20 protein-coding genes are annotated in these 16491 nt (G+C 72.8%); 11 read left to right on the top strand and 9 right to left on the bottom strand.

Features of this window, described 5'->3' with window-relative positions; translation table 11 throughout:
* Window position 1: 1 nt before the first annotated feature.
* The 4 genes from KY498_RS09185 to KY498_RS09170 are packed head-to-tail and all read left to right on the top strand — an operon-like array spanning window position 2 to window position 3344.
* On the top strand, window positions 2-1378 hold the full coding sequence (locus tag KY498_RS09185; protein WP_191007845.1) for a hypothetical protein: 1377 nt from the start codon (window positions 2-4) through the stop codon (window positions 1376-1378).
* A 3-nt stretch (window positions 1379-1381) separates the two neighbouring features.
* Complete coding sequence (locus tag KY498_RS09180; RefSeq protein WP_191007846.1) at window positions 1382-2071, top strand: hypothetical protein; 690 nt, start codon at window positions 1382-1384, stop codon at window positions 2069-2071.
* A complete protein-coding gene (locus KY498_RS09175) occupies window positions 2068-2745 on the top strand; it encodes a hypothetical protein (RefSeq protein ID WP_061782009.1) in 678 nt (225 codons plus the stop codon). The genes KY498_RS09180 and KY498_RS09175 overlap by 4 nt, the downstream gene beginning before the upstream one ends.
* Window positions 2742-3344 carry a signal peptidase I gene (locus tag KY498_RS09170; protein WP_191007847.1) on the top strand — a complete coding sequence of 201 codons (603 nt, stop codon included), beginning with the start codon at window positions 2742-2744 and terminating at the stop codon, window positions 3342-3344. The genes KY498_RS09175 and KY498_RS09170 overlap by 4 nt, the downstream gene beginning before the upstream one ends.
* Before the next feature lie 13 nt (window positions 3345-3357).
* Here KY498_RS09170 and KY498_RS09165 read toward each other — a convergent pair whose 3' ends face one another.
* Together KY498_RS09165 and KY498_RS09160 are read right to left on the bottom strand one after the other, a co-directional pair.
* Entirely contained in the window at window positions 3358-4473 is a 1116-nt protein-coding gene (locus KY498_RS09165) for a sensor histidine kinase (protein ID WP_061782007.1), read from the bottom strand.
* Window positions 4470-5132, bottom strand: a complete 663-nt coding sequence (locus KY498_RS09160; protein ID WP_191007848.1) for a response regulator transcription factor — start codon at window positions 5130-5132, stop codon at window positions 4470-4472. Before KY498_RS09160 ends, KY498_RS09165 begins: the two co-directional genes overlap by 4 nt.
* A 177-nt stretch (window positions 5133-5309) precedes the next feature.
* On the opposite strand from KY498_RS09160, the gene KY498_RS09155 reads away from it, so the two are divergent.
* On the top strand, window positions 5310-7298 hold the full coding sequence (locus KY498_RS09155; RefSeq protein ID WP_223848823.1) for a bifunctional lysylphosphatidylglycerol flippase/synthetase MprF: 1989 nt from the start codon (window positions 5310-5312) through the stop codon (window positions 7296-7298).
* Here the strand turns inward: KY498_RS09155 and KY498_RS09150 are convergent.
* Entirely contained in the window at window positions 7270-8139 is an 870-nt protein-coding gene (locus tag KY498_RS09150; protein ID WP_191007850.1) for a PhzF family phenazine biosynthesis protein, read from the bottom strand. The genes KY498_RS09155 and KY498_RS09150 overlap by 29 nt on opposite strands.
* Before the next feature lie 23 nt (window positions 8140-8162).
* Window positions 8163-8768 carry a TetR/AcrR family transcriptional regulator gene (locus tag KY498_RS09145; protein ID WP_061782006.1) on the bottom strand — a complete coding sequence of 202 codons (606 nt, stop codon included), beginning with the start codon at window positions 8766-8768 and terminating at the stop codon, window positions 8163-8165.
* Between the two features lie 135 nt (window positions 8769-8903).
* Between KY498_RS09145 and KY498_RS09140 the strand changes: the two genes are divergently transcribed.
* Together KY498_RS09140 and KY498_RS09135 are read left to right on the top strand one after the other, a co-directional pair.
* Window positions 8904-9728, top strand: a complete 825-nt coding sequence (locus KY498_RS09140) for a sugar phosphate isomerase/epimerase (RefSeq protein ID WP_060959005.1) — start codon at window positions 8904-8906, stop codon at window positions 9726-9728.
* Window positions 9725-10852, top strand: coding sequence for a Gfo/Idh/MocA family protein (locus tag KY498_RS09135; RefSeq protein WP_101305534.1), 1128 nt, complete (start codon window positions 9725-9727; stop codon window positions 10850-10852). The genes KY498_RS09140 and KY498_RS09135 overlap by 4 nt, the downstream gene beginning before the upstream one ends.
* A 21-nt stretch (window positions 10853-10873) precedes the next feature.
* Here the strand turns inward: KY498_RS09135 and KY498_RS09130 are convergent, their stop codons facing one another.
* From KY498_RS09130 to KY498_RS09115, 4 genes are all read right to left on the bottom strand, one after another.
* Entirely contained in the window at window positions 10874-11413 is a 540-nt protein-coding gene (locus tag KY498_RS09130) for a hypothetical protein (protein WP_101305535.1), read from the bottom strand.
* Window positions 11410-11817 carry a DUF4383 domain-containing protein gene (locus tag KY498_RS09125; RefSeq protein ID WP_060959008.1) on the bottom strand — a complete coding sequence of 136 codons (408 nt, stop codon included), beginning with the start codon at window positions 11815-11817 and terminating at the stop codon, window positions 11410-11412. The genes KY498_RS09130 and KY498_RS09125 overlap by 4 nt, the downstream gene beginning before the upstream one ends.
* Before the next feature lie 85 nt (window positions 11818-11902).
* Window positions 11903-12685: an alpha/beta fold hydrolase gene (locus KY498_RS09120; protein WP_191007851.1), complete on the bottom strand. Its 783-nt coding sequence runs from the start codon at window positions 12683-12685 to the stop codon at window positions 11903-11905.
* Window positions 12686-12746: 61 nt separating this feature from the next.
* The gene (locus KY498_RS09115) at window positions 12747-13664 is read right to left on the bottom strand and encodes an ROK family protein (protein WP_191007852.1); all 918 of its coding nucleotides are present in this window, start codon (window positions 13662-13664) and stop codon (window positions 12747-12749) included.
* Window positions 13665-13825: 161 nt separating this feature from the next.
* Here KY498_RS09115 and KY498_RS09110 point away from each other — a divergent pair, with 161 nt between their 5' ends.
* The 4 genes from KY498_RS09110 to KY498_RS09095 all read left to right on the top strand — a co-directional run bounded on the left by KY498_RS09110 (window position 13826) and on the right by KY498_RS09095 (window position 16102).
* Complete coding sequence (locus tag KY498_RS09110) at window positions 13826-14932, top strand: acyl-CoA desaturase (protein WP_191007853.1); 1107 nt, start codon at window positions 13826-13828, stop codon at window positions 14930-14932.
* A 138-nt stretch (window positions 14933-15070) separates the two neighbouring features.
* Window positions 15071-15346: a hypothetical protein gene (locus KY498_RS09105; RefSeq protein ID WP_060959012.1), complete on the top strand. Its 276-nt coding sequence runs from the start codon at window positions 15071-15073 to the stop codon at window positions 15344-15346.
* Window positions 15347-15386: 40 nt separating this feature from the next.
* On the top strand, window positions 15387-15713 hold the full coding sequence (locus KY498_RS09100; protein ID WP_060959013.1) for a hypothetical protein: 327 nt from the start codon (window positions 15387-15389) through the stop codon (window positions 15711-15713).
* 92 nt (window positions 15714-15805) lie between these two features.
* A complete protein-coding gene (locus tag KY498_RS09095) occupies window positions 15806-16102 on the top strand; it encodes a hypothetical protein (protein WP_223849505.1) in 297 nt (98 codons plus the stop codon).
* A 6-nt stretch (window positions 16103-16108) separates the two neighbouring features.
* Here the strand turns inward: KY498_RS09095 and KY498_RS09090 are convergent, their stop codons facing one another.
* Window positions 16109-16471 (bottom strand): hypothetical protein, encoded by a 363-nt coding sequence (locus KY498_RS09090; RefSeq protein ID WP_060959014.1) that lies wholly within the window; start codon window positions 16469-16471, stop codon window positions 16109-16111.
* Window positions 16472-16491 lie beyond the last annotated feature (20 nt).

The following is a 16491-nucleotide window of genomic DNA, read 5'->3' as shown; positions in this document are numbered from 1 at the left end:
CGTGAACTCTTCATCCCCGACGACGCCCTCCCGATCCTCGCGGCGTCGCCGCATCGGCGGCACCGTGCTCGCCGCCGTGCTCGCGGTGGCCACGGCGAGCACGGTCGCAGCCCCGCAGCCCACGCTGGCGGCCTACACCGACACCGCCGAGGCGGCCGCGGACACCTACACGAGCCCCGCGGTGTACATGGCCGTGTCGACCCAGTTCAGCGGAACCTCGGCGGCATTGTCCGACGGATACGTCTGGGTGTGGGGGTACAAGAACAGAGGGATGAGCGGCAACGGCGTCCAGAACGACACGAACTCGGCGCCGACGCCGGTGTACAGTCTGCCGAACGTCACCAAGGTGGTCGGCGCGTCCGACCTGAGCGACGCCTTCGGTACCTTCGGCGCGCTCACGGAGTCCGGCGAGGTCTACACGTGGGGATCGAACAAACTCGGGCGTCTGGGCATCGGCTCGACGACAGGGAACGCCGACTACCGAGACACACCGCAGAAGGTCGCCATCCCCGATGACGAGAAGGTGATCGACATCGGCTCGATGCGGGCGACGATGGCGGTGCTCACCGAGTCCGGCAAGGTCTACACGTGGGGCTCGGGCCAGTACGGCCAGGCCGGGAACGGGAGCACCACGACGTCGGCGGGTCCCAACTCTCCGTATCTCGTCATGAGCAACGTGCACTCCATGCACGTCGGGCAGCGCCTCACCTGGGTCGTCACCCGCGACAACGAGGTGTACTGGTGGGGCCGCAGCTACGGGGGCGAGTCGGGGATGGGCACCGCCTCCACCACCAACAACCACACGCCCAGGCTCGTGCCCGCCCTCACGGACATCGCGGAGTCGTGCGAGGGGCCCGCGGTGGCCGTGTACGGCGAGGACACCTGCTCGATCGTCGCGATCACCTCCTCGCGTCAGGCCGCCGCTCTCCTCACCCGGGACGGGACCGTCTACACCTTCGGCTCGCGCAACTACAGCCAGCTCGGCAGGGAGGCCACGGCGGCGACCGCCGTCCAGGTGCTGCCCATCACCGTCGATGGCCCCGTCGCGCGCGTCTCGGCCGGCAACTACCACTTCCTCGTGCTGACGGACGACGGCGACGTGTGGGGCTGGGGTGACAACGCCCGCTGGGCGGCCTCGGGCAACATCCGTCCGGACGGCACCACGGGGCAGGGCACGACCGCCGCCTCCACGCCGATCAAGCTTCCCCTCACCGACATGATCGGGATCGGCGGGTCTCGGGACACGAGCTACGCGACGCGGAGCGACTCGGTGCTGATCGGGTGGGGCGACGGGCGCGACGGAGCCATTCCGGGCGCCGAGCTGGACCGTCGCACCTTCACGCCCCTCGCTCTGCCCGGCATCCGGACGGAAGGCTGACCGATGCGCGCACACTCCTCCACCTCGACGACGGGACACCCTGTGGGAACGACGAACACCGCGGCCGCACCGGCCCGACGTCGACGAGCGCTCCCCGCGTTCGTCGTCGCCGGCCTGCTCGGGCTGATCGCCGCCGGCTCCTCCGCGTCGGGCGCCGCCGCGTCGTCGCCGCTGATCGATGCGACGCCCGCGACGGTCTCGATCGAGGCACCTGCTCCCGGTGAGGAGCAGAGCTGGCAGATGGCCGTGCGCAACGTGTCGGGCGGCGAGATCTCGCTGAGCGTGCGCATCGAGGGCGAGGCGGAACGCCTGTTCTCGGGCCCCGAGCCGTTGCGTCTGCGACTGTCGGACACCTCGACGGGTGTCGCCGTCGTGGCTGCCGCGGCGGGCGACGCCGTCGGCACCAGCGTCGAGCTGCCGGCGCTCGCCGCCGGAGAGACCTATCGGCTCGACGGCCTCGTGGCGCTGCCCATCGAGGCGGGCGACGAGTACCAGAACGCCGGGGGCACGCTGACGTTCCGGTTCGACGCGCAGGCCGCGGAGGCGCAACCCGACCGGCTGGCGACCACCGGTGGGGTCTGGGCGTCGGGCGTCCTGGTGGCAGCCGCGCTGGCCCTGGCGATCGGCATCCTGCTGCTCGCCCGCCGCCGTCGCGACCGAGAGAACGTCGAGAACGAAGGAGGGACGCGATGAGCACCCGTCGTGAGCGCACACGCGAGACCCGGCGCCGGCGGCGCGCGACGCGCCGGAACGCGGTCGCGGTGGTGCTGTCCGGAGGACTCCTGCTGGCCGGCGCGGTCTCCGTGTCGGCGGCGGCCCTCGCCGACCGTGCATCCCTCAACCTGAGCGGCGAGGCGAGCGAGGGCATCGGATTCGACGGCACCTTCGAGGTCGCCCTGGTCGACCAGACCGGGCTCGTGCACGTGGCGCCGTCGTCGGCGCCGCTGAGCTGGCCCGTCGCCGCGGGCGATGAGCTCATGCCCGGAGGCACGGTGAGCGTCGACATCCCGGTGATCAACAACACCGAGCGTCTCGGCGCCGAGGTCGCCGTCACCGTCGTCAGCCAGGGGTCCGGCTCGGCCGACCCCGACATCACCCCGTGGCTGCGCTTCACCGCGACGGATGCCGCCGGTGCCGTGATCTTCGCCGACGCCACTCTGGCCGAGGCGACGGGAACCCTCGCGGTGCTGGCGCCGCGCGGCGCGGCACCGCTGGCGGACGGGGCCGCGTACATCGCGGGGGCGACCGGCAGCGCCGGCGCCGTGCACCTGGAGATCCACTACCTCGACGAGCCCGAGACCGCGTCGCTGAACGGTGGTCGATCGCTCCTGAGCGTGCGCTTCGGCGCGGCCTCGGTGACTCCGTGACACCCACGCCCGCAGACGGCGACGCCCGCCCCCGCCTGTCGCCCGGGCTCCGCGTCTACGCGGCGATCCGTTCCGGCCTGCTGACGATCGCGGCGCTGCTCGGCGTGGTGTGCATCGCGGTCTTCGCGCTCGCGCTGATCACCGGCATCCGCCCCGTCGTCGTCATCTCCGGCTCGATGGAGCCGGAGATCCCGGTCGGGGCGGTCGTGTTCACGCAGTCGGTGGCGGCCGCGGAGTTCGTGCCGGGCGACATCGTCACCGTCGAACGGCCCCGAGGGCTGGGACTCGTGACGCACCGGCTCGTCTCGAGCACCGATCTCGGCGACGGGACCTTCTCGTTCGTGCTGCGCGGCGATGCCAACGACGTCGACGACCCTCAGCCGTACACCGTGACCAGCGCCGGACGCTACGTGTTCCACGTGGTCGCGCTCGGCTACGTCACCCTGCTGCTGCAGAGCACCCAGGGCCTCTTCGTGGCCGGGGGCATCGCGCTCGCGCTGATCGCCCTGTTCATCCTCGACCCCGCGCGGCTGACGCGCCGGGAGGCGGATGCCGCGCCGCCGGCCGCCCCGGGCTACCGTCGCCGGGGTTCGAGCTGACGACGCACGGCCGTCAGCTGAGCTGGCGCGGCAGCGACAGCTCCACGACGAATCCCTCCGCCTCCGCCCGCGCGTCGAGGGTGCCGCCGAGGATCTCGGCGCGCTCGCGCAGCCCGCGCAGCCCGATGCCGCCGCCCGGCAGCTCGAGCGGGCGGGCCGTCCCGGCGCCGTTTCGCACCGTCACGCCCCACGCCTGATCGTTCTGCCAGAGCGCCACCGTGATGGGCGAGCCGGGCGCGTGCTTGCGGGCGTTCGTCAGCGCCTCCTGCACCGTGCGGTACACGGCCCGTTGGGCCGCGGCGCTGGTCGCCTCCGGGGCGGCGCCGGTCACGGTGATGGGCAGGCCGCTCGACCCGATGAGTCCGGGCAGCTCGGCCAGCGTCGGCTGCGGGGCCAGCCCGGGGCTGCGCGTGCCGGCGGCGCGCAGGAGCATCACCATCGACCGCAGCTCCTCCAAGGTCGTCGAGCTGAGGCGCCGAATGGATGCCGCCGCCTCCCGCACCGCGGGGTCGGCGGTCGTCATCTGCAGCGCGGAGGCTTGGACGGCGATCAGGCTGACCTGGTGCGAGACGACGTCGTGCATCTCTCGGGCGAGCTGGTTGCGTTCCCGGGCGAGCACCGTCTGGGCGTAGAGCTCGCGCTCGTGACGCTTCGTCGTCTCGATCTCCTCGATGCGCGCGCGCAGCGTGGCGGCCGTCTGCACGAGCTGACCGAGCAGGATCGGCGCGGCGGCGGTGGCGAGCTGATAGAAGAACGTCACCGCCGTCCAGCTCTGATCCCCGACCAGCCGCGCCGTGAGGGGCCAGCCGATCGCCTCGGCCGCCGCGAACACGGCGCCCGCGGCGACGAGGATCCACCGCGTGCGGCTGCGCACCGACAGGCTGAACAGGGCGATCACGGGCGCGGCGAGGATGTTGGAGATCAGGGCGGCCGGGACGGTCAGCGCGAACGCCCAGAGCGGCCAGCGTCGCCGGATGAGGAGTGCGGCGCAGGCCACGACGCAGGCGACGTAGGCGAAGGGATCCTCGGTGTCGGCGGACAGGTACACGTCGGCGGCGGCCACGGTGACCGTCAGCAGGTCGACGACCACCGGGGGGATCCGGCGCCACCACGCGGCCAGGGCGCTCACGAGGAGGCCTCCCGGTCGTCGAGGAGACCGGCGCGCTGGGCCGCGAGGGCGGCCTGCACGCGGCCGGCGACGCCGAGCTTGGCGAGGATGGCGCTGACGTGATCCTTGACGGTGCCCGCGCCCAGGTAGAGGCGCGCACCGATCTCGGCGTTCGAGAGTCCCTCCGCGACGAGCGCGAGCACCTGCTGCTCGCGTTCGGTCAGCGACGAGACGCGTTCGGCTTCGGCATCCGTCTTCGACGCGAGCCCGGGGTGCGCCTGAAGCAGCCGCTGCGAGGCGCGCGGTGCGAGGACGACGCCGCCGGCGGCGAGGGCGCGCACGTACTGGGCGAGCTGCTCCGGCTCGGTGTCCTTGAGGAGGAAGCCGGAGGCGCCGGAGTTCAGCGCCGTCATGACGTACTCGTCCGCGTCGAACGTGGTGAGCATCGCGATCGCGGGTCGATCGGGCAGCGCCGTCAGCGCGCTCAGCAGCGTCAGCCCGTCGACCTGCGGCATCCGGATGTCGAGGAGGAGGACGTCGGGGCGTTCGGCCTCGATGACCTCCCACGCGTCGACCCCCGTCGCGCTCGCCACGACGCGGATGTCGGGGGTGGCGTTGAGGATCATCGTGAAGCCGCTGCGCACGAGCGCTTCGTCGTCGACGATGATGACACGGATCATCCCTGCACCTGCCTGTCGTCTCGTCCCGGGAGGCGAGCGCGACCCGGCCGCAGCCGTGACCGCCGCCACGTCCTCCATTCTGCTGCCGGACGACGGGATCCTTCGCCGCCGACCGGGTGGTTTGCTCCCGCCGATCGGCCGATGTGCCGGTGCCCCGTACGCAGTGGGATCGAGGGTGTGACCACTGCACGCACCGTCTCCCTCGCCCGCGCCGCCGCCCGCGCGGCCGTGCGCCACCCGCTGTCGCTGACCGTCGCGGTCGGTGTGCTCGGCGTCGGCGTCGCGAGCTCCGGCCTGGCCGATGGGCTCGCCCCCGAGGATGTGATCGGGCGCGTGCTGTCGTGGGCCGCGCTGATCGCCGTGCTCGCGGTCGCCGAACGGCAGGGGGGAAGCGTGCGCGCCGCGCTGGCCGCCTCGGTGGGCACGGCGGTCGCCGTGGTGCTGTCGTGGGGCGTGCTGTCGGCCCTCGCGGGCGTCGGCGAATCCCTGTCCGACGACGCCCTCCACTATCCGGCGTGGACGCCCTCGGTCACGACGGTGCTGCTGGTGGTGACCGTCTCCGGCGCGCTGCGTCCGGCGACCCGTCGCCGCATCCGCTGGGTCGCGGCGACGTTCGTGGTGGCGATGCTGCTCGTCAACGGCCACGCGTCCGACCTGTCCCGCGTCGTCGCGTTCGGGCTGGCTCTCGCGGCGGCGCCGTGGTGGTCACCCTCGAGCGCGCACGCCGCGGCGCCCTGGCCCGCCGCGACGCGGAGCACGTGGCGGCGCCTGATGGCCTCCGCGGTCGTCGTCGTGGCGAGTGCGCTCGTGACGCTGGCGCCCGACGCGAGCGGGGTGCTGGCGCGCACCGGGGCGGCCGTCGATCCGGCCGTCGCCCCGCTGACGGCCGCCCTGCTGGTCGTGAGCGTGCTGCTGATCGCCATCGGTCGCGTGACCGGCGTCGTCGTGGCCGGCGGCGTGCTGCTGTTCGTCGCCGTGACGGTGTTCGCGGAGATCGTCGACCTCGCCGCCGACGGGACGATCCTCGCGCCGGGGCTCGGCGATCCGCGGGGGGAGTGGCGGATCGTGCTCGTGCTCGCCGGCATCCTCCCCGCCCTCGCGGCCCTGATCGTCGTGCTCGGGGTGCGCGCCGTCATCCGCCGCTCGGCCCCGGTGCCGACCGTCGAGGAGCGCTCCGCGGTCCGCGACACGCTCGTGCGCGACGGCTCGGGCGCCTTCGCGCACATGGCGACGTGGGCCGGCAACTCGATCTGGATCGGGTCGGATGGTGCGGTGGTCGCCTACCGGGTGCGCCACGGGGTCGCGATCACGGTGGGCGATCCGATCTGCACCGATCGCGCGGCCACCGTCCGCTCCTTCGCGGCGTTCTGCGAGGAGCGCGGCTGGACCCCGGTCTTCTACAGCGTGCACGACGAGACGGCCGGCGCCCTCGACGCGGTCGGATGGTCGCGGATGCCGGTCGGAACCGAGGCCGTGCTCGCCACCGCGGGCTTCAGCGTCGCGGGCAAGCGGCGTCAGGACCTGCGGACGGCCGTCAACCGGGCGGCGCGGGAGGGGGTCGAGGCGGTCTGGACCCGTTACGTCGATCTCGACGAGCCGACCCGCGCCCAGGTCGAGGAGATCTGCGCCGTGTGGGCCCACGGCCGAGCGCTGCCGGAGATGGGCTTCACGCTGGGCGGCCTCGACGAGCTGCGCGATCGCGACGTGCGTCTCATGCTCGCGCGCGCCGCGGACGGCCGCGTGCACGCGGTCACCAGCTGGCTTCCGCGTCGGTGCGACGGTGTCGTGGTGGGATGGACGCTCGATGTGATGCGGCGCGCCGAGTATGCGATGCCGGGCGCGATGGAGTTCGCGATCGTCTCGACCGTCCGCCGGGCCGAGGCCGACGGGGTGCCGACGGTCAGTCTCTCGGGCACGCCGCTGGCGCCGCACGAGGGGGCGACGCGCGGGCGTCTGTCGCGCCGCGTCGTGCGCGCGCTCGAGCCGGCGTACGGCTTCTCGTCGCTGGAGAGGTTCAAGTCCAAGTTCGGCGCCGCCCACGAGCCGCTGTGGATGTGCTTCCCCGAGACCGTGCAGTTGGGCCGCATCGCTCCGGCCCTCGTCAAGACCTACGTTCCGGAGCTGCGCCTGCGCGGCGTCATCGCGACCCTGAAGGCGATGGCATGAGCACGGCGGCGCCCGACACGCGGATGCCGCCGCGGGCGGGGATGTCGACGGTCAGCAGCCCCGGGCGACCGACGTGGGCGCCCTGCGCGATGGTGACACGGGCGGGCACGCGGACCGCATGCAGCTCCCGCAGGTACGCGCCGACCGCCGCGGCGGCGGATCCGGTGGCCGGGTCCTCCGTGATGCGACCGACGGGGAACAGGTTGCGCGCCACGAAGCGGTCGTCGCCGAGGCGGTGGACGACCGCGATCGTGGCGGGCCACCCCCGCTCGTCTAGGAGCGCTCGGACGCGATCGGGGTCGAAGCGGAAGCCGTCGAAGACCCGCCGGTCGGCGAGCGCGATCACGGGGTGGGGGTTCCCGGCGTCGCTGAGGCGCGGCGGGAGCGCCGGATCGAGGTCGGACGACGCCAGAGCGAGCAGGTCGAGGATCGCGTCGCGGTCCTCGATCGGCAGCGGACGCACCGACGGCGGCACGCTCGTGAACGCGGCGCGGATGCCGTCGGCGTCCCGTTCGAGCTCGATGCGGATGTCGCCCACGGGGGTGGCGAACACGATGGCGTCTCCCGCGAGGTCGCCGCGTTCGGCGACGGCGACCGCGGTGGCCACCGTCGCGTGCCCGCAGAACGGCACCTCGGCGATGGGGGAGAAGTAGCGGATGCGCCGGGCGCCGTCTTCGCGGGTGCCGATCACGAAGGCGGTCTCGGCGAAGTCGACCTCGGCCGCGATCCGCTGCATGGTCGCCGCGTCGAGCCCGCGTGCGTCGAGCACCACGCCGGCCGGGTTGCCGCCCTCGGGGTCGGAGGTGAAGGCGGCGTAGCGCAGGACGTCGGGAACGGTCATCGTCCCAGGCTAGGGCGCCGGCCTCAGCGGGGCGACTGGAGCAGGCGCGCGAAGGTGCGCAGGGTGTCGCTGAGTCCGAGGGACGGCTCGAGCAGCCACTGGATCTGCAGACCGTCGGATGCCGCGATCAGCAGGGCGGCGAGGTCTTCGGCGGGCACGTCGTCGCGGATGTCGCCGGCCGCCTGCTGCGTGCGGAAAGAGGCTGTCAGCTCCGCGCGCACCCGGTCGAAGCGTGCGGAGAAGAACTCGCGCCCGACGTCGTTGCCGGCCTCCAGCGAGGCGGCGAGCAGGGTCGAGTAGAGCTGGACGAGCCCCGGCACGTCGACGTTGGCGATCGCGGCGTCGATCATGGTGTCCACGCCCGGCGGGCCGGACGGGCTCGCCGTCGCGTTGCGGCGGGCCTCGGCGTGCGCGTAGACGGCGACGAGCAGCTGCTCGCGCGAGTCGAAGTAGTGCAGCAGGGCGGCGTGCGAGACGCCGATCGCCTCTGCGATGCGCCGCAGTGACGTGCCGTCGGCGCCGCGCTCGCGGAAGACCTCGATCGCGCGGTCGAGGATCTCCTGGCGGCGGGCGACGCCCTTCGGCTGCAGTCCGCGCCGACCGATCACCGCCTCGTCGTCCGTGCTCACGGCATCCAACCTAGCCGATGGCGGGAAACAAAACCTCCAGGTGGAGGTTTTGTGATACCGTCGCCTCAGCGCCGAACGGACGACGAGCCGGCGACGCCGTACACACGAGACAACGAGGTTCGAAGGACGCACGTCATGACACTGCCCGTCGCTTCCGTCCAGCTCTACACGCTGGCCAAGGAGTTCACCGCCGACATGGGGGGCTCGCTCGACAAGCTCGCCGCGATCGGCCTGCGCAACGTGGAGGCGTTCGACTTCGTCTCCCGTCCGACGCAGATCCGCGCCGCGCTGGATGCCAGCGGCCTCGCATCGCCCACCGGGCACGCGCCGCTGCTGTCCGACACGCTCTGGACCCCGGACGGCGAGATCCCGACCCCCGCCCCCGAGGTGGTGTTCGCCGCCGCCGCCGAGATCGGCATGACCACGGTCATCGACCCGTTCGTCGCCCCCGAGCGGTGGCTGACGGCCGACGGCGTCGCCGACATCGCCGACCGCCTCAACCGCGCCGCCGAGAAGGCCGCCGAGTTCGGCCTGAGCGTCGGCTACCACAACCACGCGCAGGAGTTCGTCGCGTCCTTCGACGGCGCCACCGCCTACGAGCGCTTCGTCGCGCTGACCGACGAGCGCGTGCAGCTCGAGCTCGACCTCTTCTGGGCGCTGACCGGCGGCCAGGACGTGCCGGCTCTCGTCTCCGCGCTGGGCGATCGCCTCGTCGCGGTGCACGTCAAGGACGGCGTCGTCCCGGCATCCAACCCGTGGGCTCCGGGCGCCGGCTCGTTCGGCTCGGACAGCCTCGACCAGCGTCACGCCGGCACCGCCGACGTCCCGCTCGCGGAGGCGCTGACCGCGGGCACCGCGATCCGCTACGCCGTCATCGAGTACGACAAGGCCCCGGGAGACGTGTTCGAGGACATCGCCGCCAGCTACGCCTTCCTCCGCGACGGGGGGTACGTCAAGTGAGCGCCCTGCGCGTCGGTGTCATCGGCACCGGAGTCATCAGCCAGACCTACCTGGAGAACCTGACCTCGTTCCCCGACGTCGAGGTCGTGGCGGTGGGCGACCTGCTGCCCGAGCGCGCCCGGGCGAAGGCCGAGGAGCACGGCGTGCCCAGCTGGGGAACGGGCGAGGACGTGCTGGCCAATCCCGACGTCGACCTCGTGGTCAACCTCACGATCCCGGCGGTGCACGTCGCGGTGTCCCAGGCGGCGGTCGCCGCCGGCAAGCACGTCTGGACCGAGAAGCCGCTGGGCCTGGACCGTGAGAGCACGCGCGCGCTGCTCGCGCAGGCGGATGCCGCCGGCGTGCGCGTCGGCTCGGCGCCCGACACGATCCTCGGGCCCGGCTTCCAGACCGCCAAGCGCGCCATCCGCGACGGCGTCATCGGCACGCCGCTGTTCGTGCAGACGTCGTTCCAGACGCAGGGGCCCGACCTCTGGCATCCCGAGCCCGCGTTCCTGTTCGCCCAGGGGGCCGGCCCGCTCCTGGACATGGGCCCGTACTACTTCTCGGCCCTCGTGAGCCTGCTCGGCCCCGTCGCCGGCGTCACCGCCCGAGGTTCGCGCTGGCAGACGACGCGCCAGATCCACACCGGCCCGCGGGCGGGAGAGAGCTTCCCCGTCGAGGTGCCCTCCACGGTCCAGGTGCTGACCTCGTTCGCCGGCGGCCAGCACGGCACCCACCTGCTGAGCTTCGACTCGGCGCTGGAGCGCCACGGCGTCATCGAGATCCACGGCTCGGAGGGCACCATCGTCCTGCCCGACCCGAACGCGTTCACCGGGCGGACGGCCTACGTCAAGCCGCTCGGGGTCATCCGCGACGGCATGCGCTTCGAGCAGGAGTGGATCGAGGTCGAGGAGCAGGGCACCGTGGTCGGCCGCGGACTGGGCGTGCTCGACATGGCCCGCGCCATCGCGGACGGCCGTCCGCACGTCGCGACCGGAGAGCTCGGCTACCACGTGCTGGACGTCATGCTCTCGGCGCAGGAGTCCGCCGGCACCGGGCAGACGCTCACGATCGACAGCACCGTGGCCGACGTCCCGCTGCTGCCGGACGGATTCGACCCCTTCGCGCGTACGCTCTCCTGACCGTCCCGCGCCGCGCCGCCGTCAGTGGCCGGCGTGCGGGTCGACCACGATGACGGTGCCGTCGGTGCGCAGCAGCGCCGCGTCCTGCACGGCTCCCAACGCCGGGGTGGCCACCACCGCCACGATCGCTGCGGCGAGCAGCAGCGGCACCGTGCGGATGGCACCGGGCGCGGACGGGCCGCGACGCGCGGCGGCGATGGTCATGACGGCCACCAGAAGTAGGAGCACGATCGCGACGGCGGCGGCCAGCACGCTCGCGCGGCCTCCGGTCGCGGCGAGGAGCGCGGCGACGCCGATGACAGTGACGAGCGTCGACGCCGCCGCGGTTCGGGGGATCGGCAGACGTCCGGCGGCCAGCGCCGCGGCGCCCCAGGCGAGCCAGGCCGCGCCGGCGGTCGCGAGGACGATACCGATCCCCCGACCCCAGACGGACGAGGAGGCGGCGGTGACGGCCGCCGCCCCCATGCCGATCGAGATGAGTCCCGCCCCCCACGCGAGCGGGACGATCCAGGCGCGCAGAGCGGCTCCCGGGGCGGCCGCGGCGTGGGAGGGCGCGCTCATGCCGTGACCGACCGTGCGCCGCGCTCCGCGCCGAGGCCCACGCCCAGCAGCACGATCGCGCTGCCGAGGTGCAGGAAGTGGTCGGGCACGTTGAGCGCCAGGATGTTCGCGGACGTGCCGACCAGGAAGAAGCCGACCACGCCGAGCAGCAGGTAGGCCGCGCCGATCGTGGCGTTGACGGTCTTGGCGGCACGCACGCCGCTGAGGCCGGCGATCACGAGCGCGGCACCGATCAGAAGGTGGGCGATGTTGTGCAGCGGGTTGACGGCGAAGATGCCGAGCAGCAGCCCGCCGTCGGTGGCGAGGAACCCCACGCCGCCGGTGACGGCGAAGCCGAGGGCTCCGACGACGAGGTAGACGGCGCCGAAGACGACGGCGACGAGGCGGTTCGGTGACGAGCTCATGACTGACCTCCTGTTCAGGTCGCGACGGGTGTCGTGACGGAGGTTGTTCGGGGCTCGCGGGGAAACGGATTGCCCGGGTGTGCCGTCAGGCCCAGCGTTCGGCGACGATCGTCGTCGCGGCGGCGGGGTCGAGGCGGTGACCGACCGACTCGGGCACGATGAGAAGCTCCGCGGCCGGCATCGCCGCGGACAGGCGCTGCGCCGCGGCCGACAGCATCGGGAACGTCTGCTGCCCGCAGAGGATCGTGACCGGGACGGCGACCGACAGCATCCCCTCGTCCGGGGTCGACAGCTCACGGGTGAGCGCGGCGTCGTAGACCGTGGACTGCGCGAGCGGAACGATCTGCGCGAACATCGGGGTCGCGCGGAACTGCGCGATCATCGCCTCGGGCAGGCCGACCGCCTCCCGCTGGAACAGCACGACGGCCTCCTCCTCGTCGCCGGCGTCGACCAGGGCCTGGATGCGGTCGGCGAGGTCGACGGCCGGCTCGTGGACGCCGAAGTGGAACGGCGGCTCCGAGAGGAACAGCCGACGGATCCCGCCGCCCGCGGTGAGCGAGGCCGTGTACAGCGCCAGCACGGCGCCGGACGAATGACCGAGGACCGCGGCCGCGCCGCCGGCGGCCGCGACCACCGCGGCGAGGTCCTCGGCCTCCCGCTGCGGGGCGGAGGGCCGGGTGTCGCCGCTGTCGCCGCGGGCGCGGCGGTCGTACGTCACCGCGCGGAAGCCGGCGCGCGCCAGCGCCTCGGCGAGGGGCGCGGCATCCCGCGCCGTCGACAGGGCGCCGTTGACGATGACGACGGCGGGACCGGTTCCGGTCTCGTGCAGGGCGATGGCGGTGCCGTCGGCCGATGTGATGTGACGCATGAGCAGATGCAAGCACCGGGTGCCGACATCGTCAACATGAGCGGGCCACGCGCCGCCGACGTCAGAGCAGGTCGGCGCGGTGCACGAGCGCCGCCGCGCCGATGAGCGGGGCGTCGCCGCCCAGGCCCGCGCGCACGACGGGCAGTCGCGCGGCGTACCCGTTGATCGCCGAGGCGCGCACGACCTCCTCGATCTGGTGCGGGTAGTCGTCGGCGACGAACGAGAAGCCCCCGCCGACGACCGCCAGCTCCAGGTCGAGCAGCGTCGCGGCGCTCGTCAGGCCGATCCCGACCGCGTGCGCGGAGCGGGCGACGGCCGCCCGGGCGATGCGGTCGCCGTCCCGATACGCGGACGCGAGCTCCTCGCCGGTCGAGCCCGTCCAACCCCGCTCCTGCGCCCACGCGACGGTGTGCGGTCCCGAGGCGCGCTGCTCGAGGGTGGATGCCGCAGGGGCGCCGTCGATGTCGGCGACGAGCATCTGCCCGAGGTGCCCGGCGTTGCCCGACCCTCCGGCGACGAGTCGTCCGTCCGACAGGATGCCGCCGCCGACGCCGGTCGAGACGACGAAGACGATCGCGTTACGGACGCCCCGGGCGGCGCCCCGCCACGCCTCGGCGAGTGCGATGCAGGTGCCGTCCAGGCGCAGTGTGACGCCGTCGAGCCCGCTCGCCGCGCGCACCGCCTCGACGATGCCGAAGCCGTGGGCCGCGGGGAGATTGATCGGCGCGATGGTGCCGGCGGCCAGATCGATCGGCCCGGCGGCGCCGATCCCCGCGGCGGCGACCTCGCTCCAGCGCGGGTGCGCGCGGCATCCGTCGATCACCTCGGCGAGGCCGCGTGAGAGCACGGTGACATCCGAGGCGGCGCCGGCCCCCGTCGGCGTCCGTCGCCGGGAGCCCTCGACGATCGCGCCGTCGTCGTCGACCAGGGCCGCTTCGATCTTCGTGCCGCCGAGATCGATCGCCAGTGCGAGTGTCATGCCGCATCCTTGAGGGCTGGGAGCAGGGGAGCGGGCCGGAGAGTATGCCCGGAGCCGTATAGACGTAAGCGTAGTGTCGGGACCAGCGATCGGCATCCGCCTTTGGCTTCGCCCAACGGGCATCGCGTGGTGCGATGGACCGCCGATCAACGGAGCCGGACATGGCCACCATCGCCCCCGCATCCACTCTCGGACCGATTCGACAGACCTACGCGACGTCGGAGACGTTCCCGTCGGTCGCTCGGTCGTACACCCAGGTGTCGCAGGTGGTGAAGGAACTCGGCCTGCTGCGCCGCGCGCCCGTGTTCTACGCGCTCGTCGGCGCGGCGCTCGCGCTGTGCCTCGGCGGGTGCGTCGCGGGCTTCGTGCTCCTGGGGCAGAGCTGGTTCCAGCTGCTGATCGCGGCGGCGCTGGGCATCGTGCTCACCCAGGTCGCGTTCCTCGCCCACGAGGCGGCGCACCGCCAGATCCTCTCCTCCGGCCCGGCCAACGACCGCCTCGCCCGCATCCTCGCCGCCGGCGTCGTCGGCATCAGCTACTCGTGGTGGGACTCCAAGCACTCCCGCCACCACGCGAACCCCAACCGCGTCGGCAAGGACCCCGACATCGAGGTCGACACGATCTCGTTCCTCGTCGAGGATGCCGTGCAGGCGCGCGGCATCCGTCGGTTCATCACGCGTCGCCAGGGCTGGTTCTTCTTCCCGCTGCTGACGCTCGAGGGTCTCAACCTCCACGCCCACGGCATCCGCCACCTCCTGTCGCGCCAGCCGGTCAAGAAGCGCGGACTGGAGCTGGCGCTGATCACGACGCGTCTGGCCGTCGTCATCGTCCCGGTCTTCCTGCTCCTGCCCCTCGGCATGGCGTTCGCCTTCCTCGGCGTGCAGCTCGCGGTGTTCGGCGTGTACATGGGCGCCTCGTTCGCCCCCAACCACAAGGGGATGCCGATCGTCGACGCGAGCGCCCGCCTCGACTTCTTCACGAAGCAGGTGCGCACGTCGCGCAACATCACGGGCGGCTGGTGGGCGACCTGGATGTTCGGTGGTCTGAACCACCAGGTCGAGCACCACCTCTTCCCCAGCATGGCCCGACCGCACCTCTCGAAGGCGCGTGCCGTGGTCCGCGACTACTGCAAGGGCGCCGGCATCCCGTACACGGAGACGAGCATCTGGCGCTCGTACGCCATCGTCATCGACTACCTCAACCGCGTCGGCCTCGCGGCCCGCGACCCGTTCGACTGCCCGATGGTGGCGGACTACCGCCGCGCGTGAGCGCGCGGGGCGCCGCCGGCGCCGGGGCCTGTCAGGGTCGCCGGAGGCTGTCAACCCCCTCGTCGTCGCCCGCCCGGTTCGGTTGACTGTGGACTCCCACCCGACGTTGTTCTGACGATTCCCTGGCGAGGCCGAGCCGTGAAAGACATTCTGATCGAGGGTCACCGCATCCTCACCACCGATGACGTCGCGGACGCGGTGCTGACGTACGCCCAGCGGCTGGTGCAGACCGGGTCGACCGACATCGTGGAGTTCCCCAGCATCGACGACGGATCGCTCAGTGTCTGCCGGATGCTGCTGGGCAGCGGCATCCCCGTGGCGGTGCTCGACGCCACCACCTCGCTGGCGTCCGACGTCGTCGGGGCCGACCGCGCGTGCGCGGAGATCTCCCGCCGCACCGCGGCACTGGCCTGAGCGGCGCGCCGGCGTCGGAAGCTCGCAGTACGGTAGAGCCGTGGGACGGTTCAGTTACGACGGCAGTGTCAAAGCGGAGTTCGACGACCGGGTGCTCGCGCACCTGCAGGTCGTCATCAGCCAGAAGCTGCGGCGCGGCGAGACGTTCACCTTCAGCTGGCGCAACGACACGAGCCTCGGCGACGGACGCACCGCGATCTGGCTGCACCCGCACGCGTCGCTCGTGTACACGTACCACGGCAGCCGCCAGCCGGCGCTCAACCGTGCGTGGCTCGAGGCGCTGACCCACGCCGCGAACTCCACCGCCGGGCTCCAGATCGTGCCCGAGCCCGAAGGCCCCTACAGCGGCGAGGTCATGACCGGCTGAGCGCCGCACCTCTCACGTCGGCAGGGGCCTGTCAATCCCCTCGTCCGTCGTCTGCGCGACGCGCAGACTGGGGGATGAAGGCGGTGACGGTGATGACGCATCCTGCGCGAATCGACGGCCCCCTCGAACTCATCCCCATCGACGACGATGCGTGGCGACTGTGCGACACGCGTGTGGGCGCCAACGACGCGGAGTTCGTGGTGGCGTACATCGAGCGAGGCGACGACGGCTACGACGCGGTGTGGATGCGGGGTCCGCGGCGCCGCTCGCGCCATCGCCGCCTGGACGAGTGTCTGAGCTGCGGCCACGCCCTCCTGCGGGCGGAGGAGTCGTCGACCGCGAGTCGGCCGATCCCGATCGCGCACTTCCCGCCCGTGCGGGCCACGTGAGGACCCTCAGGCGTCGGCGACCGCGACCGTCTGCGGCGCGTTGTCCTGCGCCTCCTCGTCGGCGGGGGCTTCGATCTGCTCCTCCGTCAGGAGGATGCCGCCGGACGAGCTGGCCGACTGCGCCAGCTCCTCGATCCACGCCCGGTTCAGCTCGGTCGGCTCGGGGTCGTCGAACACGAAGCGCAGTGCGATGGACGGATGCAGCCAGATCGTACTGCGACCGCCGGGCTCGCCCTCGGGGTGCTGCCAGGAGACGGTGAAGCTCTCGCCGCGGCGCAGTTTCGTCGCGACGACGACCTTGAGGTGCGCCAGCACCCGGTCCTCGATGTGGATCGGCGTCGCCGACCCTCCGTAATAGATGGTGCCCACGCTGCGATTGTAGGTCGCGT

Origin of the sequence: Microbacterium sp. PAMC21962 (genome assembly GCF_019443465.1) — a bacterium.
Lineage (GTDB): Bacteria > Actinomycetota > Actinomycetes > Actinomycetales > Microbacteriaceae > Microbacterium > Microbacterium hominis.
The sequence above is the reverse complement of the archived record's forward strand: the minus strand, read 5'-3'. Positions and strand labels throughout refer to the sequence as shown.

Excerpts from the sequence above, each read along its gene's own strand:
- KY498_RS09140 (WP_060959005.1), top strand. The coding sequence starts at position 8,904 with ATGACACTGCCCGTCGCTTCCGTCCAGCTCTACACGCTGGCCAAGGAG.
- KY498_RS09120 (WP_191007851.1), bottom strand. The coding sequence starts at position 12,685 with ATGCGTCACATCACATCGGCCGACGGCACCGCCATCGCCCTGCACGAG.
- KY498_RS09150 (WP_191007850.1), bottom strand. The coding sequence starts at position 8,139 with ATGACCGTTCCCGACGTCCTGCGCTACGCCGCCTTCACCTCCGACCCC.
- KY498_RS09110 (WP_191007853.1), top strand. The coding sequence starts at position 13,826 with ATGGCCACCATCGCCCCCGCATCCACTCTCGGACCGATTCGACAGACC.
- KY498_RS09160 (WP_191007848.1), bottom strand. The coding sequence starts at position 5,132 with ATGATCCGTGTCATCATCGTCGACGACGAAGCGCTCGTGCGCAGCGGC.
- KY498_RS09115 (WP_191007852.1), bottom strand. The coding sequence starts at position 13,664 with ATGACACTCGCACTGGCGATCGATCTCGGCGGCACGAAGATCGAAGCG.
- KY498_RS09175 (WP_061782009.1), top strand. The coding sequence starts at position 2,068 with ATGAGCACCCGTCGTGAGCGCACACGCGAGACCCGGCGCCGGCGGCGC.
- KY498_RS09125 (WP_060959008.1), bottom strand. The coding sequence starts at position 11,817 with ATGAGCTCGTCACCGAACCGCCTCGTCGCCGTCGTCTTCGGCGCCGTC.
- KY498_RS09095 (WP_223849505.1), top strand. The coding sequence starts at position 15,806 with ATGACGCATCCTGCGCGAATCGACGGCCCCCTCGAACTCATCCCCATC.
- KY498_RS09180 (WP_191007846.1), top strand. The coding sequence starts at position 1,382 with ATGCGCGCACACTCCTCCACCTCGACGACGGGACACCCTGTGGGAACG.
- KY498_RS09130 (WP_101305535.1), bottom strand. The coding sequence starts at position 11,413 with ATGAGCGCGCCCTCCCACGCCGCGGCCGCCCCGGGAGCCGCTCTGCGC.